20 protein-coding genes are annotated in these 26,362 nt (G+C 67.2%); 8 read left to right on the forward strand and 12 right to left on the reverse strand.

Annotated elements, in window-relative coordinates:
* Window positions 1-169 precede the first annotated feature (169 nt).
* Window positions 170-1,675 carry a sugar transferase gene (locus tag OHB26_RS33790; protein ID WP_330181304.1) on the forward strand — a complete coding sequence of 502 codons (1,506 nt, stop codon included), beginning with the start codon at window positions 170-172 and terminating at the stop codon, window positions 1,673-1,675.
* Here OHB26_RS33790 and asnB read toward each other — a convergent pair.
* Together asnB and OHB26_RS33800 are read right to left on the reverse strand one after the other, a co-directional pair.
* Window positions 1,672-3,507 (reverse strand): asparagine synthase (glutamine-hydrolyzing), encoded by a 1,836-nt coding sequence (asnB, locus tag OHB26_RS33795; RefSeq protein WP_330181305.1) that lies wholly within the window; start codon window positions 3,505-3,507, stop codon window positions 1,672-1,674. The genes OHB26_RS33790 and asnB overlap by 4 nt on opposite strands.
* A 111-nt stretch (window positions 3,508-3,618) precedes the next feature.
* Window positions 3,619-4,200: a serine acetyltransferase gene (locus OHB26_RS33800; protein ID WP_330181306.1), complete on the reverse strand. Its 582-nt coding sequence runs from the start codon at window positions 4,198-4,200 to the stop codon at window positions 3,619-3,621.
* A 63-nt stretch (window positions 4,201-4,263) separates the two neighbouring features.
* Here OHB26_RS33800 and OHB26_RS33805 point away from each other — a divergent pair, with 63 nt between their 5' ends.
* Window positions 4,264-6,381, forward strand: coding sequence for a heparinase II/III family protein (locus tag OHB26_RS33805; protein WP_330181307.1), 2,118 nt, complete (start codon window positions 4,264-4,266; stop codon window positions 6,379-6,381).
* Here OHB26_RS33805 and OHB26_RS33810 read toward each other — a convergent pair.
* From OHB26_RS33810 to OHB26_RS33825, 4 genes are read right to left on the reverse strand one after another with little or no spacing between them, the layout of a single operon-like run.
* Window positions 6,362-6,889 carry a YdcF family protein gene (locus OHB26_RS33810; RefSeq protein ID WP_330181308.1) on the reverse strand — a complete coding sequence of 176 codons (528 nt, stop codon included), beginning with the start codon at window positions 6,887-6,889 and terminating at the stop codon, window positions 6,362-6,364. The genes OHB26_RS33805 and OHB26_RS33810 overlap by 20 nt on opposite strands.
* 32 nt (window positions 6,890-6,921) lie before the next feature.
* Window positions 6,922-8,394: a lipopolysaccharide biosynthesis protein gene (locus OHB26_RS33815; RefSeq protein WP_330181309.1), complete on the reverse strand. Its 1,473-nt coding sequence runs from the start codon at window positions 8,392-8,394 to the stop codon at window positions 6,922-6,924.
* Window positions 8,391-9,404: a glycosyltransferase family 2 protein gene (locus OHB26_RS33820; protein WP_330181310.1), complete on the reverse strand. Its 1,014-nt coding sequence runs from the start codon at window positions 9,402-9,404 to the stop codon at window positions 8,391-8,393. Before OHB26_RS33820 ends, OHB26_RS33815 begins: the two co-directional genes overlap by 4 nt.
* A gap of 16 nt (window positions 9,405-9,420) precedes the next feature.
* Complete coding sequence (locus OHB26_RS33825; RefSeq protein ID WP_330181311.1) at window positions 9,421-10,797, reverse strand: nucleotide sugar dehydrogenase; 1,377 nt, start codon at window positions 10,795-10,797, stop codon at window positions 9,421-9,423.
* A 207-nt stretch (window positions 10,798-11,004) separates the two neighbouring features.
* Between OHB26_RS33825 and OHB26_RS33830 the strand changes: the two genes are divergently transcribed.
* From OHB26_RS33830 to OHB26_RS33845, 4 genes are read left to right on the forward strand one after another with little or no spacing between them, the layout of a single operon-like run.
* The gene (locus OHB26_RS33830; RefSeq protein WP_330181312.1) at window positions 11,005-12,300 is read left to right on the forward strand and encodes a phenylacetate--CoA ligase family protein; all 1,296 of its coding nucleotides are present in this window, start codon (window positions 11,005-11,007) and stop codon (window positions 12,298-12,300) included.
* A 29-nt stretch (window positions 12,301-12,329) separates the two neighbouring features.
* Window positions 12,330-12,878, forward strand: coding sequence for an AMIN-like domain-containing (lipo)protein (locus OHB26_RS33835; protein WP_330181313.1), 549 nt, complete (start codon window positions 12,330-12,332; stop codon window positions 12,876-12,878).
* A complete protein-coding gene (locus tag OHB26_RS33840; RefSeq protein ID WP_330181314.1) occupies window positions 12,875-14,305 on the forward strand; it encodes a hypothetical protein in 1,431 nt (476 codons plus the stop codon). The genes OHB26_RS33835 and OHB26_RS33840 overlap by 4 nt, the downstream gene beginning before the upstream one ends.
* Window positions 14,302-15,816, forward strand: coding sequence for an O-antigen ligase family protein (locus tag OHB26_RS33845; protein WP_330181315.1), 1,515 nt, complete (start codon window positions 14,302-14,304; stop codon window positions 15,814-15,816). Before OHB26_RS33840 ends, OHB26_RS33845 begins: the two co-directional genes overlap by 4 nt.
* Here OHB26_RS33845 and OHB26_RS33850 read toward each other — a convergent pair.
* From OHB26_RS33850 to OHB26_RS33875, 6 genes are read right to left on the reverse strand one after another with little or no spacing between them, the layout of a single operon-like run.
* Window positions 15,777-16,979: a glycosyltransferase family 4 protein gene (locus tag OHB26_RS33850; RefSeq protein ID WP_330181316.1), complete on the reverse strand. Its 1,203-nt coding sequence runs from the start codon at window positions 16,977-16,979 to the stop codon at window positions 15,777-15,779. The genes OHB26_RS33845 and OHB26_RS33850 overlap by 40 nt on opposite strands.
* Window positions 16,976-18,094, reverse strand: coding sequence for a glycosyltransferase (locus OHB26_RS33855; protein WP_330181317.1), 1,119 nt, complete (start codon window positions 18,092-18,094; stop codon window positions 16,976-16,978). Before OHB26_RS33855 ends, OHB26_RS33850 begins: the two co-directional genes overlap by 4 nt.
* A 5-nt stretch (window positions 18,095-18,099) precedes the next feature.
* Window positions 18,100-19,128, reverse strand: a complete 1,029-nt coding sequence (locus tag OHB26_RS33860) for a glycosyltransferase family 4 protein (protein ID WP_330181318.1) — start codon at window positions 19,126-19,128, stop codon at window positions 18,100-18,102.
* A gap of 47 nt (window positions 19,129-19,175) precedes the next feature.
* Window positions 19,176-20,582, reverse strand: coding sequence for a Wzz/FepE/Etk N-terminal domain-containing protein (locus OHB26_RS33865; RefSeq protein ID WP_330181319.1), 1,407 nt, complete (start codon window positions 20,580-20,582; stop codon window positions 19,176-19,178).
* The gene (locus tag OHB26_RS33870) at window positions 20,579-22,315 is read right to left on the reverse strand and encodes an oligosaccharide flippase family protein (RefSeq protein WP_330181320.1); all 1,737 of its coding nucleotides are present in this window, start codon (window positions 22,313-22,315) and stop codon (window positions 20,579-20,581) included. Before OHB26_RS33870 ends, OHB26_RS33865 begins: the two co-directional genes overlap by 4 nt.
* A complete protein-coding gene (locus OHB26_RS33875) occupies window positions 22,308-23,744 on the reverse strand; it encodes a polysaccharide pyruvyl transferase family protein (protein WP_330181321.1) in 1,437 nt (478 codons plus the stop codon). Before OHB26_RS33875 ends, OHB26_RS33870 begins: the two co-directional genes overlap by 8 nt.
* A gap of 178 nt (window positions 23,745-23,922) precedes the next feature.
* Between OHB26_RS33875 and OHB26_RS33880 the strand changes: the two genes are divergently transcribed.
* Both OHB26_RS33880 and OHB26_RS33885 read left to right on the forward strand, forming a co-directional pair.
* Window positions 23,923-25,134 carry a GNAT family N-acetyltransferase gene (locus OHB26_RS33880; protein WP_330181322.1) on the forward strand — a complete coding sequence of 404 codons (1,212 nt, stop codon included), beginning with the start codon at window positions 23,923-23,925 and terminating at the stop codon, window positions 25,132-25,134.
* A 60-nt stretch (window positions 25,135-25,194) separates the two neighbouring features.
* A complete protein-coding gene (locus OHB26_RS33885) occupies window positions 25,195-26,349 on the forward strand; it encodes a glycosyltransferase family 4 protein (protein WP_330181323.1) in 1,155 nt (384 codons plus the stop codon).
* Window positions 26,350-26,362 lie beyond the last annotated feature (13 nt).

Raw genomic sequence — 26,362 nt, forward strand, 5'->3', positions numbered from 1 at the left:
ATCACTTCGTCCGGCCGCGAACTGCCCGGTATGTCGAAATCCCTTGGGTTCCAGTCAATTCGGTTCCGGTAATGCTGGCCGCTCCGGGAACGAAACCAGTAGTATCAGCTCGGGCGTCCATTCGGGGGGACTGCCAGAGGCTCAAGTGTCCACATGATGGAGCTCCAGGATGGCCTTCCAGCTCGACGGGGAACAAACGCTCGACCGCTCCGTACACCACCCACCACCACGACCACTACCCTCCGGTAAGCGCCGATGGCAGGCCGAATACGGCCGCCGCCTGCGCATTACCGACACCCTGGTCGTCTGCGGCTCGGTCGCCCTGGCCCAGCTCATCCGCTTCGGCGGCCTCAACTACGACTCACCGCTGGACTGGGCGGGCGATGCCCGGATCGGCTATTCGGTCATCTCGGTGCTGCTGGCGCTCGTCTGGCTGGCGTTCCTGGCGGTCGGCAATACCTGGTCGCCACCCGTAATCGGTACCGGCCCAGAGGAATACCGCCTCATCATCGCCGCGACCATGCGACTGTTCGGCCTCATAGCGATCATCTCGCTACTGCTGCGCATGGATTTCGCGCGCGGTTATCTCGGCATCGCGCTACCGGTCGGATTGATCGGCCTGATCCTGAATCGAATGGCCTGGCGCAAGTACGCGGCGCGGCGGCGACGCTCCGGCGACTACCTCACCTCGGTTCTCGTTGTCGGACGGCGGGATTCGGCCCGCGAGATCATGCGCTGTTTCGAACGTGATGCGGCCGTGGGCTATTCGGTGGCCGGGGTCTACATTCCGTACCCCGAGGACGATGTGACCGTAATCGCCGAGGCCGATCTGCCGATCCTGCAGGAGTCCTCGGTACTGGAGGCCGTGCGCGCCGTCGCCGCCGATACCGTGGCCATCGCCGCCACCGAACACCTCGGCACACAGGGGATAAACGACCTGGCCTGGAAGCTGGCGCCGCTGGGTATCGATCTGGTGGTGACGCCCGGTGTGGTGGATGTGGCCGATCAGCGGCTCTCGATTCGACCGGTCGCCAACCTACCGCTGCTGCATATCGAGAAGCCGCAGTACGACCGCGCCAAATCCTTCGGCAAGGCGGCCTTCGATTTCTTCTTCGCCGCGCTGGCGTTACTGATGATCTCACCGATGATGATCGCCATCGCGCTGACGGTGAAGATCACCAGCCCCGGTCCGGTCTTCTACAGGTCCGAGCGCATCGGCTTGAACGGCGAACCATTCCGAATGATCAAGTTCCGCAGTATGTGTGAGGACGCGGACAAGGAGTTGACCAACCTCCAGGCCGAGAACGAGGGTGCGGGGCTGCTGTTCAAAATGCGCGCCGATCCGCGCGTGACGCCCATCGGGCGAATTCTTCGCAAATTCAGCCTCGATGAGCTCCCGCAGTTCATCAATGTGCTCAAGGGTGAGATGAGTGTGGTCGGCCCCCGCCCGCCCATGCGCAGCGAGGTCGAACGCTACGACGGTAAGGTGCGCCGCCGCCTGCTGGTCAAGCCCGGCGTGACGGGGCTGTGGCAGGTATCGGGCCGCTCGGATCTGTCCTGGGAGGAGTCGGTCCGGCTGGATCTCTCCTATGTCGAGAACTGGTCCATGGTGCAGGATCTCATGATTATCAAGCGCACCATCTTCGCGGTGGCGCGCAGCGACGGCGCGTACTAGAGGGTCAGGCGGCGCTGGAGTTCGCGATGCCAGACCTCGAGCGATAGCAGCGTCCAGATCCGGGGCTGTTCATCGCGGTCCCCGGAGGTGTGGCCCTCCAGCAGCTTTCGGACCGCGGTTCGGTCGAAGTGCGAGCCGACGAAGGATGAGGGTCCGTCCAGCAGGTCGAAGGCCATTTCGCGCAGATGTCCGCGAAACCATTCGTCGAGGGGCACTTTGAAGCCGACCTTGGGACGGTCCACCAGATTCACCGGAAGGTGATGGCGCGCCAGCTCTTTCACAATCCATTTGGTGGTGCCGCCACGCACCTTCACCGCGCTGGGCAGCCGGAAGGCGAGCTCGGCGACTCGATGGTCCAGGAAGGGCGGGCGAAGTTCGAGTGAGGCGGCCATGGACATGCGGTCGCCGCGTTCCAGGAGATTGTCGGCGAGCCAGGTCTGCGCATCCGCGTAGAGCATGCGGCGCAGGGAATCTCCGCGGCCGTCGAGGTAGGGGTCCAGCACCGTGCGGACGGCCGGACCGCCGAGCAGCCGGTCCCGTTCCAGACTGGTGAAGGGTGCGAACCAGCCGCGCATACGCTCGGCGTAACTGGGCTCGGACATGGCCCGCAGGGCGACGCTCAGTCTGGCCTGGCTGGCCGGGAGCCGCTCCTCCAACAGTCGCAATGGCAGCTTCGGCACCGCTCCGCCCAGCCGGGTCGCACGGGCGAATCGGTACTTCGGGTAGCCGCCGAACAATTCATCACTGCCCTCGCCCGAGAGCACCACCTTCACATGTTCGCGGGCGAGCTGGGCCAACCCGTATACCGCCACATCGGCGGGCTCGGACAGCGGTGAGTCCCGATGCCAGCTCAACCGCGCCCAGTTGTCCTGGAAGTCATTGGCGGTGATCACGGTCTCGTGGTGGGTACTACCGACGATCTTGGCCGCCATTCGCGCCCAATGGGTTTCGTCGACCCGCTCATCGCCGAAGCCGGCCGAGAAGGTGTGCAGTCCGGCGCTACCGCGTTCGGCGGCGACCAGCGCGCAGATGAGGCTGCTGTCGACCCCGCCCGAAAGGTACGCGCCCACCGGCACATCCGCGACCAGGGCATCGCGCACCGAGGCGCGTAGCGCCTCGTCGAGCAGTTCGACGGCGGCGGCGGGGCTGATATCCAGCGACTCCGAATCTCGCGACAATCGCCAGTACGCCTCGGTGCGAACGCTACCGTCGGCGCGCACCACCAGGTGATGCCCCTGCGGTACCTTCCGTACACCCTCGATGAAGGTGTACGGCGCGGGCACCGACCGGTGCGCCAGGAAGTCGTGCAGGCTCGCGGTGTCGACGGTGGGTTGTTCGATCACCGGGTAGAGCGCCTTGATCTCCGAGGCGAAGGCGAAGAGGGTATCGGTGGCGTAGTAGTACAGCGGCAGAATTCCGAGCCGATCCCGGAACAGATGCGTCTCACCGGTCTCGGAATCGTGTATGGCATAGGCGAATTGGCCGCGCAGCCGACTCACCCCGGCGGCTCCGTAGCGCTCGTACACACCCAGCAGCACCTCGGTGTCGCCGCGCGTGGTGAACGGATAGTCCAGGCCGGACCGTAGCTCGCGATAGTTCAGGATCTCGCCGTTGAAGGTGAGGTGGGTGGTGCCGCGCGCGCCGGTCATGGGCTGCGCGGAGGCGGCGAGATCGATAATGGAGAGCCGGGTATGCGCGAAACCGACCGGTCCGTCGCACCAGAGGCCGTGATCGTCCGGGCCCCGATGGTGCAGCGCGGCGCTCATATCGCTGAGCAGTTCCTTGCTGACCGGACCACCGTCGAATCGGCGCACGCCGACTATGCCACACACATCGACTCCCCCTTCACCCACAGTCGTCGCGGAGGTCGCGTACGAGTCTGCACCCGCCAGCCTAGCCGTGTCGCGGGCGAGGTTGGGGACCTACGAAAGCGCCTGCGGCGTTTATGGTTTCGTACCCAGTCGGTCCGGTTCCGGTGAAGCGGCGGTTTCTTCCCGGAAGTCGTGGATGATACGCGCGGGCACACCGGCGACATGCACATCGGCGGGAACGTCCTTGACGACCACCGCCCCCGGCCGCACCTCCACTCGATCACCGATCGCGCAGCCGATCACCACGGCATTGGGGCCGATGAAGACATCGTCGCCGATCACGGGGTACTTTCCCGGCGCACCGCTGGCCAGGGACACCCCCTGATGGATGCGGCAGCGCGCGCCGATTCTGGCGTTCGGACTGACCAGCAGCATGCCGACGTGCGCGATGGACAGCCCGGGCCCGAACACATTGCGCGGTATGGAGTATCCGAGTCGTTCGCCGAGCAGTTTGGTGCGCAGCAGGTACCACAGGAAGACACAGCGGCCGAACGGATCGGTGCGCACGTTCTGCCAGTACTCCGACCTGCGCAGTAGTCGCTGGAAGTAGAGGGGCCGATAGGTGAGCCAGTAGTACGGACGCCATTTCGTGAGGCCGTGTGCCGCCAAATCCTCTGCGAGATAACGTCGCAGGCTCTCCTTGGAATCGATCACGGGGTGAATGATCCCCCACCGGTCGGGCACTCCACAACCGATTCTCGCGGTATGGTCCTGCGGGTGTCGAGCCATCTGACCTGGTATCTGCACCGGCTGCGCGCCATGAGCGGACAGGAGATGCTGTGGCGCTCGGGCCGATTGCGACAGCGGCTGGTCGCCAAGCCCGTGACCTGGGAGTTCAGCGGGACGGCGCGGTTCGGGCGGACCCGGCCCGATTGGGTTGCGCTGCTGCGGGATTTCCGCGCGGGCGCGGGGCGGCCGGTGATCCTGGATCGGGCGCGCGCGGCGCGAATCGCCGATACGGCTCCGGCCGAGGTGGCCGCGGTCATCGCCGCCGCGGAGCGGGTGCTGTCCGGGCAGGTCCGGTACTTCGGCTATCCCCCGGCCGAGCTCGGTCCGCTGATCGACTGGAATCGCGATCCGCTGGCCGAAATACGCTGGCCCAGCGTGAGTTCCGAACGGATCGACCATCGCACCACCACGGGCGATCCGAAGTGGATCTGGGAGCTCAATCGGCTACAGCATCTGCCGTGGCTGGCGCAGGCCTGGCTGTTCACCGGTGAGGCGCGCTTCGCCGAGGCGGCCTTCGATCACCTCGACAGTTGGATCGAGCAGCAGCCGCCCGGTGCGGGCATCGCCTGGCGCGGCGCGTTCGAATGCGGAATACGGTCCATATCAGTCGGTTTCGCATTGCAGGGGTTGCGGGACGCGCCCGGATTGACCGCCGAACGGTACGGCCGATACGTCATCATGCTCGGGGAGAGCGCGCACCGGTGCTGGGTGGAGCGATCACTGTTCAGCTCGGCCAATAATCATTTGATCGGTGAACTGACCGGGCTGGCCGTGGTGGCGATGCTGTTCCCCGAACTGCCCGGTGCGGCGAACTGGCAGCGTGATGCGCTGGCGCTGCTCGTCGAGCATGCCGACCGGCAACTGCTGCCCGATGGCGCGGGGGCCGAGCAGGCGATCGCCTATCAGTTGTTCACGGTGGAGCTGCTGGCGCTGGTCTACACGCTGCTGGCGCTGAAATACGAACCGCCGCAGCGGCTCGGCGCGGCCATCGCGCGCAGTTCCCGGTTCCTGGCGCTGTTGGTCGGTGATGCGGATCCACAGCCGCGCTTCGGTGATGACGATGGTGGATTCGCACTGCGGTTGGGGCCGGAGGAGATTCGCACGGTGCGGGATCATCTGGGTATCGCCGATGCGGTGGTGCCCGATCCGGCGGCCGCGCGAGCGGGCACGGCCTCCATTACCGCCGCCTGGCTGCGCGATGCGCTGGGTTCGGCCGCCGTCGCCGCGGCGGATCCGGCCGGGAGCGGTTACGCGCCGGACGGTGGTCTGGTGGTGCTGCGGTCGGGTCGGCGCCGGGTGATCATGGATGTCGGCCCGCTGGGCTATCTTTCGATCGCCGCGCACGGGCACGCCGATGCCCTGTCGGTGACCCTGGCCGAGGATGGTGCGGAGCTCATCGCGGATCCGGGGACCGCGAGTTACTACGGGCATCCCGATTGGCGGGTCGCGCATCGCAGCACCCGTGCGCATCCGACGGTCACCGTCGACGAGCAGGATCAATCGGTGGTCGGCGGGCCGTTCATGTGGAGTGCGCACGCGGGGGTCCGGGTGCGTGCGGTCGATCCGGTGCTCGGCATCGTCGATGCCGAGCATGACGGCTACCACCGGCTCGAGGCTCCGGTGACGCATCGGCGGTGGCTCATCGCGCCGCCGGAGCACCAGCTGATCGTGGTGGTGGATCTGTTGTCCGGCAGTGGAGTTCACTCCGCACGGGTCTCCTGGCCGCTGCATCCCGCGCTGACGGCGGATCCGGCCGGGAATGGTCATCTGATTCATCGCGAGGGTGATCCGGTGCTGGCGCTGGCGTACGGCGCGACGGTGCCCTTCGCGATCGATCAGGCGCGCGGTGACGAGAACACGAACCTCGGCTGGTGGTCCGAGCGCCTGGAGGCGCGTGAACCCGCCTGGCTGGTCGGTGCGAGGTGTTCGGGCGCAACGCCTTTCGTGATCGTCACGGTGCTGGGCGCGACGGCGAGCCACGGATTGCTCGTCTCACACACCGATGAGGCGATTCGGGCGCGGTGGCGTACCGGTGCCGCACCGTATTCGCTCGTCATCGATCCGCGTCGCGATGGCGCCGCGCTGCTCAGCACCCCGGATCGATGAAAGCCCGGACGTATCCGGCGCTTTGATAGGCGTAGGACCACGCCCAGTACCAGGGGTCGATATCGACCGGTGCGGGCTCCATGATCAGTGCGCCTCGGAAGCACTGCGCCAGGATGTACCGGGCCCGGGACAGATGCGGGCGCATGGTGATGACGATGACGGTGTGCCAGCCGCGTTGGCTCGCCAGCGTGCGCAGTTGGCGGCCTTCACCGACGGTGGTCGGCGGGTTCGGTGCGAAGCATTCCAGGGTGAACCCCTGCTGCGGGGTATGGCACGGTTCGCGCACCTCGTCGATATCGGTGTCCTCACCGTAGGGATTGGAGAACAACACCGTCGAGGCGTAGCCCTGCCGCGCCAGGTCCAGCCCGTAGGCGTAGCGGTCGACGCCTTCACCCCCGAGGACCAGAATCGCGTCGGCGTGCCGGAGCGGATCGACCTGCGGGCGGACATAGACCGGATATCCGGCGGCGATGATCGCGGCCATCAGGGCGATCACCACTGCCGCCACAGAGATCCGGCGCCGGGTGCGCGTATGCCCTGTCACGTTCGACGGACCACCCGCCAGACGGGCCGCAGCGTGGCGGGTGAGATCGCCTGCAGCACAAGGATGAACATGATCGCGAAGCCGAGCGCCTCCAGTAGCAGCAGACTCAGCCCCGACGCGAGCCCATGCGTACTCGCATGGACGACGCGATGCTCGAGCAGACCGATCGCCACGGCGGCGAAGAACCCGGCGAGAGTGGTGGGTACGAGGCAGCGCGCGAGTTCGCCACGGGACACCCCAACCACCCTACGCGACAAGATCAGACCGGTGAGTCCGGTGAGCAACGCCGAAATCGACAGTGCCACACCGACACCGAACAATCCGTGCGGCAGCAGTAGTAACAGCAGCGGGATAGCCGTGAGTGCGCCGACGCCGCTCATCCAATTGATCAGCCGCGGCCGCCCCGCGCCCTTGAGCGCCTCGGCGGAGACGGACATGAGCGCATAGCCGATGCCGACCCCGCACATGGCCTCGACCAGCACGCCCGCTCCACGCCACTGTTCGCCGAGCAGCAGCACAACCACCGGTTCGCCGACGGCCGCGAGCAGCGTGGACGCCGGGACCACCGCGAGCCACATCCAGCCGAGCGCGGTGAGGTAACCGCGCGCGAACCGTTCCCGCTCCCCGGCGATACGCGCGAAGGCCGGAAACAGTACATACGAACAGATTTGGATGATCGCCATGACGGGCAGGAAGGCCAGCCGCCGGCCATTGCGGTAGTTGCCCAGGGCGGAGGTCTCGAGCCGGTGGCCGACGAGCACGACCTCCACCGCCTCGATGGCCCGCTCCAGCACACTCTCGATCAGCAGCGGCAACGCGAAAACCGCCATCTCCCGCCATAATCCGAGACGGAAGCGCCCGCGCCCGGGACGCCAGCCCGAGAGCCACCAGGCGGCGATCACCGAGACCGTGAGCGCGGCGTAGTAGCCGGTCACCAGCGCCCAGACCCCCCAGCCCGCCGCCGCGCCCGCGATCGATACGACCGCGAAGGTGGCGGCGTTCGCGGGATCGACGACGACGCGGCGTTTGAATTGGAAGTCGCGCTGCATCAAGGCATCCGGCACCGCCATGAGCGAGGTGAGCAGTACCGTCCCCGAGGAGACCGCGGCCACGAGCCCGACCTGGGAACTCCGGAAGACCGCCGACAACACCGGCGCGGTCGCCAGCAGCACACCCGCCAGCAGCGCACCGGAGATCAGGGTCGCCCAGAAGACCGTCTCGGCCGCATCGGCCAACTGATCGCGGCGCTGGATCAGCGCATGGCTCAGTGAACTATGCGAGAAGACCACCACGAACGCGGTCAGCACGGTTCCGGCGGTGAAGACGCCGACTTCACCGGGCGCGAGCAGATGTGCCAGGACCAGCGTCTGCGCCAGCGCGATGACCTGGACCGCGGCGACTCCCGCCGCCGACAGCGCGGCCCCGCGTTTGAGGACCGCGAGCAACCCGCCCGGCGCCTCGCCGGTCACCGCTTGACGGTGGTGACAATCCGGCCCGCCGCGTGCGCGACCCGCTCGGACACCTGTTGTTTGAGCGGGTGGATCCGGCGCAGCAGACCGGGAAAGACGTTGACCGATACGATGATCACCGCGGCCCGCACCGTGCGGCGGTGTTCGAACGCTTCCCGCGCCGCGGTCCGCGCGGCCTGATCGTCGCCGTTCAGCAGCGCCTTCTGCGCGGTGTGCAGCGCCACCCAGTATCGGAAGGTCCGCAGCGTACGGTCCAGGGCGGCTTTCTCTTCGGGTTCGGTGGGTGCGGCCCAGGAGAAGGTGCGCTCCAGCTCGGCCATGAACGCCAGGGCCTTCTCCGGATCGCGGGTGAGCGAGTCCGAACGCAATCGAAAGCGCGCGAGGCGCTGTGGCAGTACCCGAATATCGTAGGTCTCGACCATGCGAATCCAGATGACGACCGATTCGTGCAGTTCCTCACCACCGCGGTCGTAGCCGCCGACGGCCTCCCATGCCTCCCGGCGGATGGCGGCCGTGTAGTACGGCACCAATCCGCCCAGCAGGTCGGTGAGTTTGAGCCGCTTCGACGGATCGGGACGCTGTTTCACATTGGTCGACCGGTAGTAGCCGACGGGTAGGTCCGCGCCCGAATCATCGAATCGGAAAGCGTCGCAACCGACCGCGTCGATCTTCGGGTCGGCGTCCAGGGTCTCGCCCACGACCTCGCAGAAGGTCGGCATGACCTGATCGTCACTGTCCAGCACCACGAAGAACCGACCGGTCGCCACCTGTGCGGCGGCCATCACTCCCCCGTCGTACCCCTTGTTCTCCTGTCGCACCAGTCGAATTCGCTTGTCATCGGCGTAGCCGTCCACGATCGCCGCGATGGCATCGGACATGCCATTGTCGACGACGATCAGCTCCCAGTCCGAAAGCGTCTGTCCCACCACCGAATCGATGGTGTCCCGGAGATAGTCCTCGGTCTTGTACGCCGTAGTCAGAAAGCTGAACGCCGGTTCGGACGCCGCCATCAGTACCCCTTCGCCGCTACCACCCGATGCCGTGATACCCGGGGCGCTGCCGCCGCGTCGCGGCACCCGGTAACCGCACCAGATCGATGACGGTGTGTTCCGGGCCGAGCCCGTCGATGGCGGAGACCACCTCGGGTTCTGCGCTTCCCGCGATGAATATCTCCCCGTGCGCGAGAACCGTTGCAATATCATCGGTCAGCAGTTCGCCGATATGTGGCAGCCGCTCCTCGATGAAGGCGCGGTTCGCGCCCATGAGCCTGGACAGAGCGACATTGGCATCGTAGATGCGCACGTCATAGCCCTTACCGATGAGCCGCTCGGCGAACTCCACCATCGGACTCTCGCGCAGATCGTCGGTGCCGGATTTGAACGACAGCCCGAAGATGCCGACCCGGCGGCGACCGAGCCCGATCACCATCTCGACCGCGCGCCGCAGCTGGGATTCGTTGGAGGCCAGCACATTCTGCAGTACCGGCAGCTCCAGATCGTGCTGGCGCGCGGTGTGGGTCAGCGCCCGCACATCCTTGGGCAGACAGGAGCCGCCGAAGGCGAAGCCGGGCCGCAGGTAGGCGGGGCTGATATTGAGCTTGGTGTCGGCCAGGAAGATATCCATGACCGCGTGCGAGTCCAGTCCGAGCTCGGCGCAGAGCGCACCGATCTCATTGCCGAAGGTCACCTTCAACGCGTGAAAACTGTTGTCGACGTACTTGGTCATCTCGGCTACCGCGATGGGTACCCGGAATCGCGGCCCCGGCAGTTCGTCGTAGAGGCTCATCATCTCCGCACCGGTGCGGGTATCGGTCTCACCGACAACCGTTTTGGGCGGATTCTCGAAATCGCGCACGCTACTGCCCTCGCGCAGGAACTCCGGATTCACGCACACCCCGAAATCGACCCCGGCGCGTTTGCCGGAGGCGCGCTCCAGAATCGGGATGAGCTTGCCCGCGCAGGTGCCCGGCACCATGGTGCTGCGATACGCCACCACATGCCAGGCGCCCTTGACGGCGAGTGCCGCCCCGATCTCCGCGCTCACCCGCTCCAGGTACTCCGTGGACAGCCCGCCACCGGGCGCGGACGGCGTACCCACACAGACGATCGAAATATCGCTCCCCGCAACGGCTTCGGCCACCTTCTCGGTGACGGTGAGCCGCCCCGAGGCCACCACCTCGGCAATCACCTCCCCGATGCGCTCCTCGACCACGGGGGTGCGGCCCTGCCGGATGAACTCGGTCTTCTGCGGATTCACATCCACCCCGATCACCGAGTTCCCCCTGGCCGCAAGGCACGCCGCGGACACACACCCGACGTATCCGAGCCCGAAAACACTCACCCCCAGCGCCCGCCCCGTACGCCGATCCTGCTCGTTTGCTGTCAGTCGGTCGAGCTCGTCCATCTGCACCCCATCAGGGATCGTCGCTACCGCTATTTAGCTTTATACCAATGTATTCCGTGATTCGTTCGCGTTATCATCGTGCGGTGGAACGCGCGACGGTCCCCGTGTACGTCGCGGTCGGGGGTGAGGAAGTCGAGGCCGGAACCTTCGCGGGGGCCCGGCTGGGGGGTTGCTGAGTCAATGATTTTGGCGAGCGTGAGCTTGGGCATGAAGTATCGGCTCCGGCGCGCTCATCCGCGCCGCGGGGCGATCGGGCGCATGCTGGCGGGGCTGGAGGGGGCCGATGCCGCGCGGATACAGGAGTTTCAGGAGCGGCGGTTGCGCGGGCTGGTGCGGATCGCCGCGACCCGGTCACCGTTCTATCGGGAGTTCTTCCGGACCAGCGGGGTGGATCCGGCGCAGATCCGCACCCTGGCGGATCTGCCCCTACTGCCCCTGATTTCGCGGCATGAGCTGGCCGAACGGGCCGACGACTTTCGTACGCTGCCGCGCCGATTCATGTGGTCGGTGCGCTCCAGCGGCACCTCGGGGGTGCCCATCGAGTGCTATCGGACCGTCAACTCCTCGGTCTTCGAATTGGCGGCGAAGGAGCGGCAGTGGAGTTGGTTCGGGCTGCCCGGCGATGCACGCCGGGTGGTGCTGCGCGGTAGCGGGTTCGCCAGCGATGGGAAACACGGGCCGACGCTCGTACTGCCGGGGGCGCGGCAGTTGCTGGTCTCCAGCTATCACCTGACGCCGGATCGAATCGAACTGATAGAGCGGAATATTCGCCGGTTTCGTCCGGATGTCATCGAGGGCTGGCCGTCGAGTATCGCGTTGCTGGCCGCACTGCTGCGCGATCGCGACAGCACGATCCCGGTGCGGGCCATCATCACCTCCTCCGAGTTGATGGCCCCCGGACAGCGCATCCTCATGCAGGAGGTGTTCGACGCGCCGATCGTCGACCACTACGGGCAGACCGAGCGGGTCGCCATGGCGGGCACCTGCGAGGCGGGCGGCTATCACGTCTTCCCGCACTACGGGATCGTCGAGCTGGTACCCGTGACGGGCACGGACTCGCGCTGTGAGATCGTCGGAACCTCGTTACAGAACAACGGTTTTCCGCTCTTCCGGTATCGCACCGGGGATGAGGTGCGCCCCGCCGATCCGGGTCCGTGCCCGTGCGGGCGGGCCTTCCCGCTGCTGGGCGTCGTGGACGGCAGGGTGGAGGACACCTTCACCGCCACCGATGGCAGACCGCTTCCGCTGCCCTCCAGCGTGGTCGACGACCTGACCGGATTGCGTGAGGCGCAGATCGCCCAGTTGCGGCCGGGGGTCTTCGAACTGAGAGTGGTACCCGGCACCGGCTTCTCCGAATCGCGGACCATCGCGCACGCGCGGCGCAATGTGGCGCAGCAGTTCGGTCCGGGTCAGGAGGTGGGTTTGCGGGTCTTCGACCGACTACCCCGGCCGCGCAGCGGCAAGCTCAAGACCGCGGTGGTCGAGCCTGCCGAACGCCTATAGCCATGATGAGAGGGGCAGTCGCCGTGCGAATGGCGAAAACAGTGCTGCTGGTGGCGATTCCGCTGCTGCTGACGGCCTGCGGCGGGACCTCCGCGCCGCCCGGACCCCGGCCCACCACTACGGCGGCGCCGGTCGACGAGTTCGTACCCAAAACTCGCACACCCGATCCGGCCGCGGTGGGCATCGGCCTGACTAACATCTCGCTGTCCGCGACCGATAAGGCCGATCGAGTCACCTTCCAGTTCACCGGCGCCGCCGTGCCGGGCTGGGCGGTGCACTACGTCAAACAGGCGGTCTCCAATACCAGTACACAATCGGAGTTTCCGGTGACCGGGCAGTCGATTATCGAGGTGCTGATCCGGGAGGCCGCCAACCCCTTCGAATCCGGGGTGCCGCCGTACTCCGGCCCGCCCATCGTCACCGACCCCGACCTGCGCACCATCGGAGAAGTCCGGTACGCCAGTGCGCTGCGCGGGGTGACCCAGGCGTTCATCGGCCTCGCGACCCCACAGCGCGCCTTCCGGGTGACCGCGCTGACCGATCCGACCCGGATTGTGGTGGAGGTGGATCACAAATGACCGTCGAACCGAACACTCGCACACCCAATACCCTGGTGGTGCTGCGTGATCGGATCTGGCAGCGGCGCTGGCTGGTGACGGCCATCGCGCTGGTCGCCACCTTCGGCGCGTATCTGACCGCGCACGGGCACGCCACCACCTACACCAGCCGGGTGCTGGTCTCGGCGGCCTCGACCCGCCCGCCGACCCAGGACGCCATTCTGGCGCAGGGCTATACGTACTACCTCAACGACCCGACCTATCAATCCAGCCTGCGGCAGAAGCAGGGCTTCCCGGCCGATATCGACGCCTTCTCGGCCGAATTCGTCACGGCCAGCCCGCTTTTCTACATTCAGGTCATCGCGGCCACGCCCGCGGCCGCGATCACCGCCGCACCCCAGATCGCACAGCTGTACATCGATGACATCAACGGTCGCCTCGATGCCAGCCGCAGCGCCACCGCCGCCGATATGACCGCGGCGATGCTGCGGGTGTGGGGTGATCGACTCTCCGCCAGTGATCCCAGCGCCTATACCGCGCAGATCCAATTGCAGCAGCAGATCGATCAGCTCAACGCCAATGACGCCAATCGGCTGACCATTCTGCAATCGGGTGCGGGCGCCATGGGGATCGGGCCGGGTAAGACCCGCACGCTGGCGACCGGCATGGTGGGCGGTCTCATCCTCGGCTGCGTGGTGGCGCTGATGGCGGGCGCGGGTACGCGCCGGCTGTACAACGACTACGACGTGGTGGAGAAGACCGGTGTACACCCCTTCGATGTGATTCCGCCGGGCGGTTCCCCCGCACGCGAGGCTCGCCGCGAGGTGGCGGTGCGGCATGTGTCGAATCTGGTGGCGCGCGCGGCCACACACTCCCCCACCTCGATTGCGGTGGTACCGGTTTCGACGGGGCGCGGTGCGGATCAGATCGCCCGCGCGATCGCCGAGCAGCGGGCGGCGCAGGGCTCGCGGACTGTCTTCGTCAATGCCGATCTGCGCACCGCCGATTACGGGCCGCGCCAGTGGGGTGTGGCGGAGTATCTGCGCGGTCTGGTCGGCGATGTGCGCGATCTGGTGAAGAACACCGGTTCCGAGGGCTTCGCCGAGATCGCCGCGGGCGAGACGGCCGCCGATCCGTATCCGCTCTTCGATCGTGACCGGGTGCGCGAGCTGATCCGAACCGCCGGTGTGGCAGCCGATCTGGTGATCATCGCGGTGCCGCCGATCAGCACCGCTCCCGAATCGCAGATCGTCGCCGATCTGGCGGATCAGACGCTGCTCATTATCGAGCGCGGCCACAGCCGGGTGCGCGATGTGCAGGAGGCGGTGCGGGCGGTGAATCAGGTGGGCGCGCAGGTGATGGGCGCACTCTTCGTCGACACCGTGGAGCCGCAACCGCCGATCTGGCAGCGTCTGCGCCGCGCGGCCGAATCCCGGACCGCCCCATGACGTTCCGGTCGCCGGCGCTGGACCGGCTGACCCAGCTCGCGGTGCTGGCCGCCGCGCTGATCGTCGGGCTCGGGGCCATGCTGGCGGTCTCGCCGCAGGCCCCGGGCGGTATCGGCACGGTCGCGGCGGCCGGCGGTGTCGCCGCGGTACTCGTGGTCATCGGATTGCGAGATCCGCGCTGGGCCTTCGTATTCCTGATGGTGGCGACCTTCCTGCGCCCGGCGATTCCGAAGATCCTGCCCACCACCGACCCGTTCATTCTGGCGTTCGGCGGTGTCCTCATCGCCACCCTGGCGTGGGTGCGCGGGCATCCGGAGCGGCGGGTCTCCCTGGGCGCGCTGGAGTGCGCCATGGGGCTGTACCTGCTGTGGAATATCGATTCGATTCTGCAACCACACGAGTACAAGCCGATTCTGTATCCGCTCACCGGCATCATGCTGGACCTGTGGCGATATCTGATCATCGGCACCGGAATTCCGTTCGCCATCTACCTGGTGTCGCGGATGATCTTCGACAATCGCCGCGCCATCGGCTTTCTCATCACCACGCTGCTGAGCTGTAGCGCGTACTCGGCGTGGGTGAGCATCGCGCAGTTCCACGGTCCGAAGGCGCTGGTGTGGCCGAAATACATTGTGCTGGCACCGGCCTGGGCCGAGCGGGCGGTGGGGCTGCCCAATCAGCCCGAGGTCAATGGGCTGATCCTGATCGTGGGATACGTGCTCGCACTGGTACTGCTCGGCACCGAGAAGCGACCGCGCTGGCATCAACTGCTGCTGGTGGTGATCGCGGTGGCGTGCGCCTACTCGGTCTACCTCACCCACACCCGTTCCATCTGGCTCGATTTCGCGGTGGTGGTACTGGCCGGGATCGTGCTCGGCAAGGGGTATCGCGCGGGTTTCGTGGTGACCGCGCTGGGCACCGTGGCGATGATCGGTTTGAACTGGTCCACCTTCACCAGCTCCGATCGCAAAGCGGGCGGTGTCGCCTCGACCAACGAGGTCTACGACCGGCTCAACGCCGATGCCACCGCGGTGTGGGCGTTCCTGCAGAAGCCGTTCGGCGGTTGGGGTCTCGGACGGTTCGTGTCGGTGAACACCTATCGGCACCAACAGTATTCGCCGAGTACGCCGTGGGAGCGCGGGCTCGGCATCCCCGCGCACGAGACCGAGCTCGGCATCCTCGCCGAGCTGGGTATCGTCGGACTGCTGCTGTGGCTGACCGTGCTGGTGCTGCTGGCCCGCCACCTGTTCACGGCCTATCTGCGCCTGCCCGCCGACGGGCTGATGGGCCGCCCGCTCGCCTTCATCGCGGTGACCGCGTTCCTGTCACTGGTGCTTGGCGGTCTCTTCGTGGATCTGCGGATGTTCGACTATCCGAGCACCATGGTCTTCGCGCTGGTGGGCGCGGCGGTCGGCGCGGCGGATCGCGCATCCGAACGCCCGCGGGTCGATCCACTCGCCGCGGGCGCGGATCACCGCGCCGCCCTGCGCGCGCGGAAGACCCTGGCGTAGAAGTCGACGAGGTTCTCGCGCGAAGTGTCCCAGGACAATTCGCGCTCGACCCGCGCGCGGCCGAGGCTACCCATCCGGTCGCGCCGGGCCGGATCGTCCAGCAGTTCGGCGATGGCCTCGGCGAACCCCAACTCGTCATTGTCGGGCACATAGACCGCGGCCGCACCCGCCGAGACGCGCGCCTCGGTGAGGTCGAAGGAGACCAGCGGCCTGGACATGGCCATGTATTCGACGACCTTGTTCATGGTCGAGACGTCATTGAGCGGATTGCGCGGATCCGGTGAGAGACAGATATCGGCCGTGGACAGGCAGGTCTGCAGGAACTCGTCGGAGACGCGGCCGGTGAATTCGACCAGGTCGTCCAAGCCGAGTTCTTTCGACAGCGCCACCAGATCATCGAAGGCGTCACCGCTGCCCATGAAGATGAAGTGGATATCGGTGCGCCCCAATTTGTCTCGCAGCTGGGCTATCGCGCGCAGGGCGTAGTCGACGCCGTCCTGCGGGCCCATCACGCCGAGATACGCACCCAAATAGGGCTTTCCGCGCTTGAGCTCCGAATCCGGTTCGCGCGGGATGAATTTGGACAGATCGGGTGCGCTGCGCACCACCGTCACCAGTTCCGGGACCATTCGGCCGCGTTGGATGGCGACCTGCCGATAGCTCTCATTGGTCGAGATGACCGCATCGGCGCAGGCGAAGGTCGAGCGCTCCAGCAGCTTCGACACCCGATAGAGCACTCCGGTGCCGCCGAATCGGGACAGGAACAATTCGGGCACCAGGTCATGGTGATCGAAGACGAAGCGCGTCCCGCCGACCCGCAGGACCAGGGCGATCAGGAACAGCAGATCCGGCGGATTGCACGCCTGCACCACATCGATCGGCCCCTCGCGCCGCACCCGCAACGCCAGGCGCAGCGTATGCCACAGCGCGAGAGAGTATTCCCGCAGATAGCCGCCGGGTCCGCCGGTGGCCGCGCGCAGCGGGTACCGCAGAATGCGCACCCCGTCGATGGTCGCCTCGGGTTCCCGGTCCTGTTTACCGCCCATGGGGCAGATGACCGTGACCCGATAGCCCGCGTCGACCAGCGCCCGGCTCTCCTGCCAGACCCGCCGATCGAAGGGGACCGAGAGATTCTCCACCAGGATCAGAATGTGTCCACTCACCTGTTCACGACCTCTTCCAGGGCCTGCTCCGCGGCCGCAATGCTCGATTTCAGGGTGAAAAACATTTCGACGCGATCGCGCGCCGCCAGGCCCATACGTCTGCGGGCCGGGGTATCGGACAGCACCTCGATGAGCCGTCGTGCCAGTTCTTCCGGATCGCGTGGCGGGACCAGGTATCCCGTCTCACCGTCGGCGATCATCTCCGGTACGCCGCCGACCGCCGTGCAGACCGCCGGGCGGGCGGCAGCCATGGCCTCGAGCAGCGCCATGGGGAAGCATTCGACGCTGTAACTGCTGAGCACGAACACATCCATGGCGCGCAGCAGGGTCGCGATATCGGGGCGATTGCCCGCCAGCACCACCCGGCCGCCCAGATCGGCTGCCCGGTCCTCGATCGCGCCCCGCATCGGACCGTCGCCGACAATGAGAAACTTTGCCGCGGGCAGCTTTTCGGCGACGATGCGGGCCGCCGCGAGGAAGGTGGCGTGATCCTTCTCCGGACGCAGCGCGGCAATGATGCCGACCACCAGATCGTCGGCGCCGATGCCCAGTTCGGTCACGGCACCGCGGTCATCGGCGATCTCGAAGGCCGAGGGATCGACGCCGTTGTAGATCACCTTGACCTTGGACTCCGGATAGCCGAGATCGTCGGCCAGGTACCGGATCTGGGCGCGGGCCACACCGAAATAGGCCGAGGTGCGCCGGTCCAGAATCCGATCCACGGCGGTCCGGAATCGCCCGCGCGGCTCGATATCGCCGTAGTTGTGCACCCAGACAACCGAATTCGGCACCCCGGCCCACCAGGCGGCGATCCGGCCGAGCGCCTCGGCGTTGTAACCGCGCGTGATCACCACATCCGGGCGTTGCTCCCGCATGGCTCGCACGAGATCCCGCAGCGCCGGACCCGCCTGCCGTTTGGTGCGGCGCAGTGCTCGCGCGGGCACACCCGCCGCGGTCAGGTGGGCGAACAACTCACCCTCCTCACCGATACAGATGACCGAGGGTTCGAAGCGCGTGCGATCCAGGTTGGGCAGCAGGGTGGTGACGTGCCGTTCAGCTCCACCGACCCGCAGGTCCGGGACCACATAGAGCACCCGAATCGGTTGGTGCGCCATAGCATTCATCGCACAATCTCCCGGTAGATACCGTCGAAGCGCCGACATACCACGGCGATGTCGAACTCCTCGCGCACCCGCCGCAGTGCCGCCGCCCCCAGTCGCACGCGCAGCTCGGTATCGCCCACCACTCGTCCGAGCGCCTCGGCGAGGGGTTCCACCTCGCCGGGCGGCACCATGAGCCCGCAGGTTTCGTCGACGAGGTCCGGGATGCCACCGACCGGGCAGGTCACCACGCAGAGTCCGCGCGCCATGGCCTCCAGGATCGCCATCGGCTGGCCCTCCCGATGCGAGGGCAGCACCAATACCTGTGATGCGGCGAGCAGCTCTGGAATACGTTGCGGGCCTACCCATCCGGTGACCTCGACGCTGGTGTCGATCCCGAGGTCGGCGACCATCTTGCGGGCCCGGTCCACCGCGCCGTCCCCCGCGATGATCAGTCGCGCGCCGGTCTCGCCGGTCGCCGCGATCATCCGCTGCCAAGCTTCGAGCAGGGTGAAGGTGCCCTTGCGCGCACCGATCTCGCCGAGGAACAGCACCTGCACCGGCGCATCCGAACGCTGTTCGACCTGCGCCTCGGGTCGAATCGCATTGGACACCACAATGATCCGCGCGCTGGGCGCGATACCACGCAATGCCACCGCCCACGGCTCGCCCAGCGCCACCACGACCGCCGCACCGCGCAGCGCGTCTCGAATGGCGGCTTGGAGCAGCCCCGGCGCTTCGTCGTAGAACACACTGAAATCGGAGCCGTGTACATGCAGCACAACGGGTTTACGGGCCGCCCGCGCGATCAACTCGAACAGATACTTGCGCGGAAAACTGCCGTACGAGGACAGATGCAGGTGCACGATGACGGGCCGGTGCACCACCAGCCGGTACAGATAGACGAACAGCGCCTGGGCATAGACCATCAGCTTCGTCCCGACCCCGCCGTCCCGATGGGTGGCCACATGCCGGATATCCCACTCGGTCCAGATCGGCGTCTCGCGCATCTCCCGGACGAAGGTCGCCACCCCGCCGCGCGTGTTCATGCTCGTCGATACCCACAGGGCTCGTTGCCGTTTCATCGCCGCCCGCGTTATTCGGGTCCGCGCGAGGGGGTGAAGACCCGCTCGCCCGGCGCTACCGCTCGCGACGGCGCGGGCGCGGCGTCATCGCCGCTGGCCCGTCCCGGCGCATCGATGAGGACCGCGCCGAGCACGGTGGTCTCGACCGCCTCGAGCAGGCGGTAGGCACGCCGGGCCGGACCCGACTTGGTGCTGCCGCGATCGCAGACCAGGACGGTGAGCCCGGCGGTCGCCGTGATCACCTGCGCCTCAACCGCATCCAGCAAGGGCGGCGCGCTCACCACGACCAGGTCGGCGCGCTCGTGCAACTGCGCCAGCAGGCGGGTGAAGCGCTCCCGGCTGAGCGCCGTGAACGGATCATCGCCGGTGCTGCCGGGTAGTAGTTCGCGCAGATACGAATTCCTGGTCTGGATCAGCGTTTTGCCGAGATCGGCGCGCCCGGCGAGTATTTCGGCCACCCCGGCGCCACTGGGCCTGCGCAGGTCGGCATGCACCAGAATGGTGCGCACACCCTGGCGGGCGCGTTCGTCGGCGATCGCACGCGCCACGATCTCCACGCCCGCGCCCGGCTCCGGCGCGACAATGGCCACCGCCGCCCGTTCGGCGGGTGCGGCCAATCCGACGGCGGTCACCACCTGTTTGAGCGCCCGATCCCGTTCCGCCGCATACTTCTCCGACTCGTCCGGCACCACGGCGAGCGCGGTCACACCGACCTTCTGTTCGAGGTCACCGGCGGTGCGCAGCCGCCGCGACACCACCCCGAGCACCAGCGCCACCAGCGCGCCGATCAGCAATCCGCCGACACCGTACGACATGAGCGTGGGCCAGCGCGCCGGATCCTGGCGCACCACATCCGAGGCCAATTGCAGGTCGATGAGCTTATTCGAGGTGTCGGCATTGATGCGGTTGATCGCATCCTGCATCTGGGTCAGCGAGACATCGCTGACCACACCATTGGCGGCGCGAATATCGTCGAACGGTTTGCGCACCGCGGCGATGGCGGCATCCTGGGCGGCGCGCAGCCGGGCATTGATCTCATCGCGAAAGGCGGTGCCCGCCTTGGTCGCGGCATCCTGCGCCTGTTGCGGGGAGTCCGCCGTCGCCTCGATATAGAGGATCGGACTGGACGCGACGGTTCTGGCCGACAGCGTCACACCCTTGGGCAGGCCCGTACTGGATTTGAGCTTCGCCTGATACGCCGGATCACCGAAGTACGTCGCATAACCCACCGACAGCACCGCGTCCTGATCCGGGGCGCGGTTGGGTGAGCCGACCGTCATGGCCACCCGGCCGGTGTACGCGGGCTGGGCGCCGAGCGTACTCACGAACCCGAGCGCCACCGCGAGCGCGGTGAGCGCCAGGACCAGCCATTTGCGACGCCAGATCCGTTGCGCGTGAACACTTGCGGCGCTGTTCAATTCGTCTCCCTCGAAGGACCGGGCTCCGCGTTCCTGGGTATCGCCGTCCCGGAGGCATCGTTACGTCGTCGGCGTGGCGTCAGTCGGCCTGTCAGCCGCGCGAATCCGCGAATCACCTCGGGCGCGAGCACCCCCAGCACCAGTAGGTAGATCAGCATGAAGACGATGGTGTCCAGCGTCAGCAATCCGATCGCGAGCAGAATCGGACGTGAATCCGAGTGCAGCACTTGATGTTCCAGGTACCAGGTGGCGGCCAGCGCCAGCACTGCCGCGGGCAACGGCGGACCGACCGCGCGCAGCAGCGCCGGCAGCGATATCCCCATGGCCGATCGGGCCAGCGTGGTCACCAGCACGGCGACCACCAGCATGGTCCCGGAGGTCGCGAGCCCCACCCCGACCAAGCCGAAGTGCTTCACCAGCACCAGCAACAGCCCGAGGCCGACCACGATCTCGGTCGCGGTCTGCCAGTTCAGGAGTTTGGTACGGCCCACACCCTTGATGGCTTCCTCGCTGACGCTCATCCAGGCTTTGCCGAGGCCGAGCCCCGCCATGGCGACCACCAGTGCACCGGCCTCGCGCCAGCGCTCGCCGAAGACCACCACCACGGCCGGTTCCCCGAGCGCGATGATCAATCCGGACAGGGCCGCCGCGCCCACCGTGGTGAGCCGAATGGCGCGCAGATAGGCGGCCTCCATCCGCGCCGGATCCCGCTCCTCGGCGATTCGGGCAAAAGCCGGAAACAGCGAGAACGCACCGACTTCCACAATGAATCGCACCGGAATCTGCGCGATCCGCTGACCGTATCGATAGTGCCCGAGCGCCGCGGAACTGAGTCCGCGCCCGACCACCGCGGCCTCGACGGTGCTCTGTACCCGCGCGCCCAGCATATTCACCACAACCGGTGAGCCGTACCGCGCCAGCTCCCGCCACAGTCGGATCGACGCGCGTCCGCGCCCCGGCCGCCAGCGCGCCAGCCACCAGACCGTGATCACCCAGACCACATATGAGGCATAGCTGCCGATGACCATGCTCCAGACGCCGAATCCGCAGGCGGCCAAGGCCACCGAGACGACGGCGAAACTCACCGACACCGCCGGGCCGACGACAATGCGGCGCTTGACGCTGAAATCGCGCTGTAGCAGGGCTTCCGGCACATTGGTGAGCGCGAAGATGAGCAGGAAGCCCGATGTGGTCGCCGCGATCAGCCCGATGGTGCGATTGTGGAAGATCATGCCGATGAGGGGCGCGGCGGCCAGTGCGCCGAGCGTCATCGCCAGACCGTTGACGAGCGAGGCGCGAAAGACGGTCTCGGCGGTGTCCGCCACCTCCGTCTCGCGCTGCACCAGTCCGGACCTGAGGCCGCCCTCGACGAAGGTGGTCAGCAGCATGGTGAGTACGGTGCCCGCGGCGAAGATGCCCACCTCGGTCGGGCTCAGCAGGCGTGCCAGCGCGATGGTCTGCCCGAAGGAGACCAGTTCGCCGAAGGCCAGTGCCGCCGCGGATGCGACCGCCACCCTGCCGACCTGTTTGGTGAGCGTCGAACCGCCGTCGGATACGCCGGATTCGCTTCCCGGCCCGACGGATTCGATGGTGGGCGGCGCACCCGGCTCCACCCGGGTCAGGGCGGTGGGCAGATAGATCTCGACAGTTTCGGCATCGTGTATATGCCGCAGAATCAGGTCGTAGGCTCGGATCGAGGCCCGGTCCGGATTGTTTCCGTCGTGTCTATGCATGCTCGATATGCGTCCGTTCGAGCAGTTCGAATAGCCGCTCGTAGAGCTGCTGACCGCTCACCACCTGCTCATCCGCCCGGGCGCGCAGACTGTCCCGCAGCTGCGGGGCGTCCTCCCAGCTATCGGCGATCGCGGCCCCGAGTCGTTCGACGAAGTCGGGATCGTCGAAGTGCACCAGGCGCACCCCGCCCTTGAACATATCGTCCAGGCCCAGGAATTTGTCGTCGTAATACTCGGTGGAGGTGAGCGCTACGACCGGAATGCCCTGGCTGAGAGCGAAGACCGCGAGGTGGTAGGCACCGGTGACCAGGACACGGCACGAGGCGAGCTGTTCGGCGACATCGGCCGGGCGCACGAACAGGGGCAGCGGTGCGGCCGGATTCGCGCTACCGCGCACCAGCGGCAGGGTGGTGGCGCGGTCGGGTGAGCCCGGCGTCTCGGCGATGATGAGCGGTACCAGTCGGGCCCCGAACTCGGCCGCCGCCGCACGCACGGCAATACCGACACCGTCCTGTGCGCGCCGCGCGACCGGTGAGTACTTCGCCACCCGCAGGCAGACGCCGATATCACCACCCAGCTCCGGCGAGCGGGCATCGCGCGCGAGTTCGATCGCGTCGTCACCGGTTACGGTCACCGCGCCCGGTGGCACACCGAAGGATTCCAGTAGCGCCGGTCCGCGCCGCCGCTCCCGCAGGGCGATGAGCGGCAGCCCGGCCAGTACCCGCGCCGCCCGCGCCGACAGCTCGGGATCGCGCAGCGGGCCCAGGCCCTGACCCACCAGCGCGGTGGGAATACCTGTGTCGCTTGCGTATTCGAGCAGATCGAAGACTCGACCGGCCTGCGGGATATCGGCATCGGTCAGATATCCACCGCCGAGCCCGACCACCAGCGACGCTCCGCGCACCGCCCGCGCCGCGCCCGGATGTCGTTGCTCGATACGCGGCGTGGTGTCGGCAACCGTTCCCGAATCCGGTCGCGGAGCGATGCCAGCGTCGACCGTCCGGGGCTCGTTGTCCGATGTCGTCTCGGTGCGGCCCTCGGTGACCTCGGCTCGGCCTCCACCCCGGTTGCGCAGCGTGTCCCGCACGTGAATCGCCCTGGGCAGCAGCCAGGCTCGCGCGCGCAGCCAGCCGATCGCCACCGGGCCCACCACCGCCGGTCCGAGAGCGGCCGCTACTCGCTCGCGCAGCCCCGGATCGCCCCAGGGATCGCGGTCGCCGACGGTGATCCCCACCGTCCCGGGGAAGTATGCCGCCACCAATGCGGGCGATTCGGTCATGATTCCGATGCGCACCAGGGGCCAGCGCGCCCGTAACCGGCGCACCGTCACCTCGAGCATGGCCACATCGCCGTAATTGCGAAGCCAGTACTCACTGTTCTCGATGAGGACCCGGTGCCCGGATCCCCCACACGGCAGTCCGGTTCCCATCTTCGACCTCCCCCGGCCACGCATCCGTGCCGTACCTTGCGTTCGGCTCCGATTGCTCTGCAACAGTATCTCAATTAGCCACACCCACAACCGCTTTGCAACTCTTCGCACCCCGATGCGCAGCGGATTCACCACTACGCGGCACCCCGGCGCGCGTTTCTCCGGTAGCGTCGATGACATGCCGCCACTCGCCGCGGTCACCGGGTCCGCCCGCCACCGCATCGAGCTCGGCCCGGTCCTGGTCGCCGGGCATCGTGTCGCGCTGCGCACCACTCGGCTATCGGATTTCGAAGCCTGGCGCGCAATACGTTTGCGCGACCGCGAACTCATCGAACCGTACTGGACCTCCTCGGCGCTGAGCTGGGAACAGCGGCATTCGCGGCCCTGGTGGATACGAGAATTCCTGCGACAGCGGCGGGCCCGTGCGGCCGGTCGCGCGGTCCAGCTCAGTGTGCTGGTCGACGGAGCCCTCGCCGGTCAGTGCGCCCTGGCTCCGATCGATCCCCGCAATCACAGTGCCGAGCTGGGCATTTGGCTGGATTCGCGGCGGGCCGGACACGGGGTCGGGACGGTGGCCGGCGCGCTCACCACCGACTTCGGCTTCCATGAACTCGGCCTGCACCGGATCACCGCGCCGGTGTGCGTGGGCAACTACCCAGCGCGAGGGGCCAGTGTCCGGGGTGGAATGTCCCTGGAGGCCACCATGATTCGCGCCATGAGTGTGGGCGGGCAGCCGCGTGATCATGAGCTGTGGGCGGTCACCGCGGACAAGGCACCGACCGGTGGGTATGTGACGGCCCTCATTGCTTCCGGCGTTGCCACCGAACGGATTTCGGCGGAGTCAACGTCGGGGCTCACCCGCCTGGCCGAGCGCTGGCGGACCGTCCGCGCGGCCGCGCCCATATCGGTGCTCACCGTCGCCGCGCGGTACTACCTGGGCGCCCCGCTGCGGCACGGCACCGGAAATGCCCTACCGCTGCCGGACGCCCTCTACACCCACGACACGGGCAATCACCCCATATCGCTCCGTAAGCACCAGTCCCGCATAAGGTCTCGCCGCGACGCCAGTATTCGCTACGAGGTCACCGCCGCACGCCACCCCCTCGGCAATCTCATTCTCGACACCGACGGCGCGCACCCCCGACTCACCCTCGAGCTCACTCCGGACCCCGCCGACACCAAGGCCGCCGCCACCGCACTGCAGCTGCTGATCGACTACACCCGCGACGAGCTGCGCCTGGACCGCGTCGAAGCCTGCCTCGATCCCGCCGCCACCCATCTGCCCGCCATTGCCGAGGCGGCCGGACTGCACCGCGAGGGCGTGCTCACCGGAGCCCGAATCGGCCCGGACGGCCGCTTTCACAATGTCGAACTCTGGGCCGCGATATAGAGTGCGCGTAGCCCAGGTCAGCGGGGGACGACTGTGGCGGTGACGCATCGAGGAGCACACGTGGGCCTGAACGTTGTCATGATCGCGACCTATCCGCTGGAACCGGGCAAAATCGTGGGCGGTATCGAATCCGTCACCAGCACACTGGTTCCCGCGCTCGCGGCCCGAGACGAGATCGACAGTCTCACGGTGCTGCGCTTCCACACCGGGGAGGCGCCGGTGCACACCCGGCGCGAGGGGCCGAAGGTGGAGATCCGCTACCTGCGCGGACAGCGCCGCCTCGGGGTCGCCACCGGTTCGTATCTCGATATGCGCCAGGCGCGCAAGATCATTGCCGAACTCGCCCCGGATGTGGTGCACGCCCAGGAGATCGGGCTGCGCGGCGATATCGCCACCCAGATCAGCCGCAACACCATTGTCACCGTGCACGGACTGGTGCACCTGGAGACGAAACTGCAAGCGCGCGCGAGCATCAAGGAGCGCATCCGGGTCCACCTGGTCGAGGCCATGGTGCGCCGGGTCCTGCGCCGCGCCAAGGTCGTCATCTCCATCTCCGACTACGACGCGAAGGCCCTCACGGGCATGGTGCACGGTGAGCACATCAGCATTCCCAATCCGACCGCCCCGGAATTCTTCGCCCTGGCGCCCTCGACCGAGACCGAACCCCGGCTGCTGTTCGCCGGGGTGCTCTCACCCCGAAAGAATCCGGAGGGTCTGCTCACCGCCTTCGCCCTTGCGGTGCAACAGGTTCCGAAGGCGCGGCTGATCATGGTCGGCCCACAGCCGGATCCCGGATACGCCACCGCGATTCGCGAACACGCCACCGCGCTCGGCCTGGACGAGCACATCGAATTCACCGGCATGGTCGACAACGACCGACTGCGCGCGGAGATCGCCGCGGCGCGGGCGGTGGTGCTCTTCTCCCAGGAGGAGACCTCCCCGACCATTCTGGCCCAGGCCATGGCCGCCGGAAAGCCGGTCATCTCCTCCCGCGTCGGCGGGATTCCGGAGATGGTGATCGAGGGCGAGAACGGCTATCTCGTAGCCCCCGACGATGTCACCGCCTTCGCCGCGCGCATGGTGGAGCTGCTCGAAAATCAGCAACTGGCATTGGATCTCGGCCACCGCGGGCATGCGAAGGCCCTGGAGAAATTCGAGCCGGACGCGGTGGCGCGCCGGACGGTGGAAACATATCTCCGCGTCGCCGGGATGTAGTGGACGTCGAGCA

Origin of the sequence: Nocardia sp. NBC_01503, assembly GCF_036327755.1 — a bacterium.
Taxonomy (GTDB): Bacteria; Actinomycetota; Actinomycetes; order Mycobacteriales; family Mycobacteriaceae; genus Nocardia.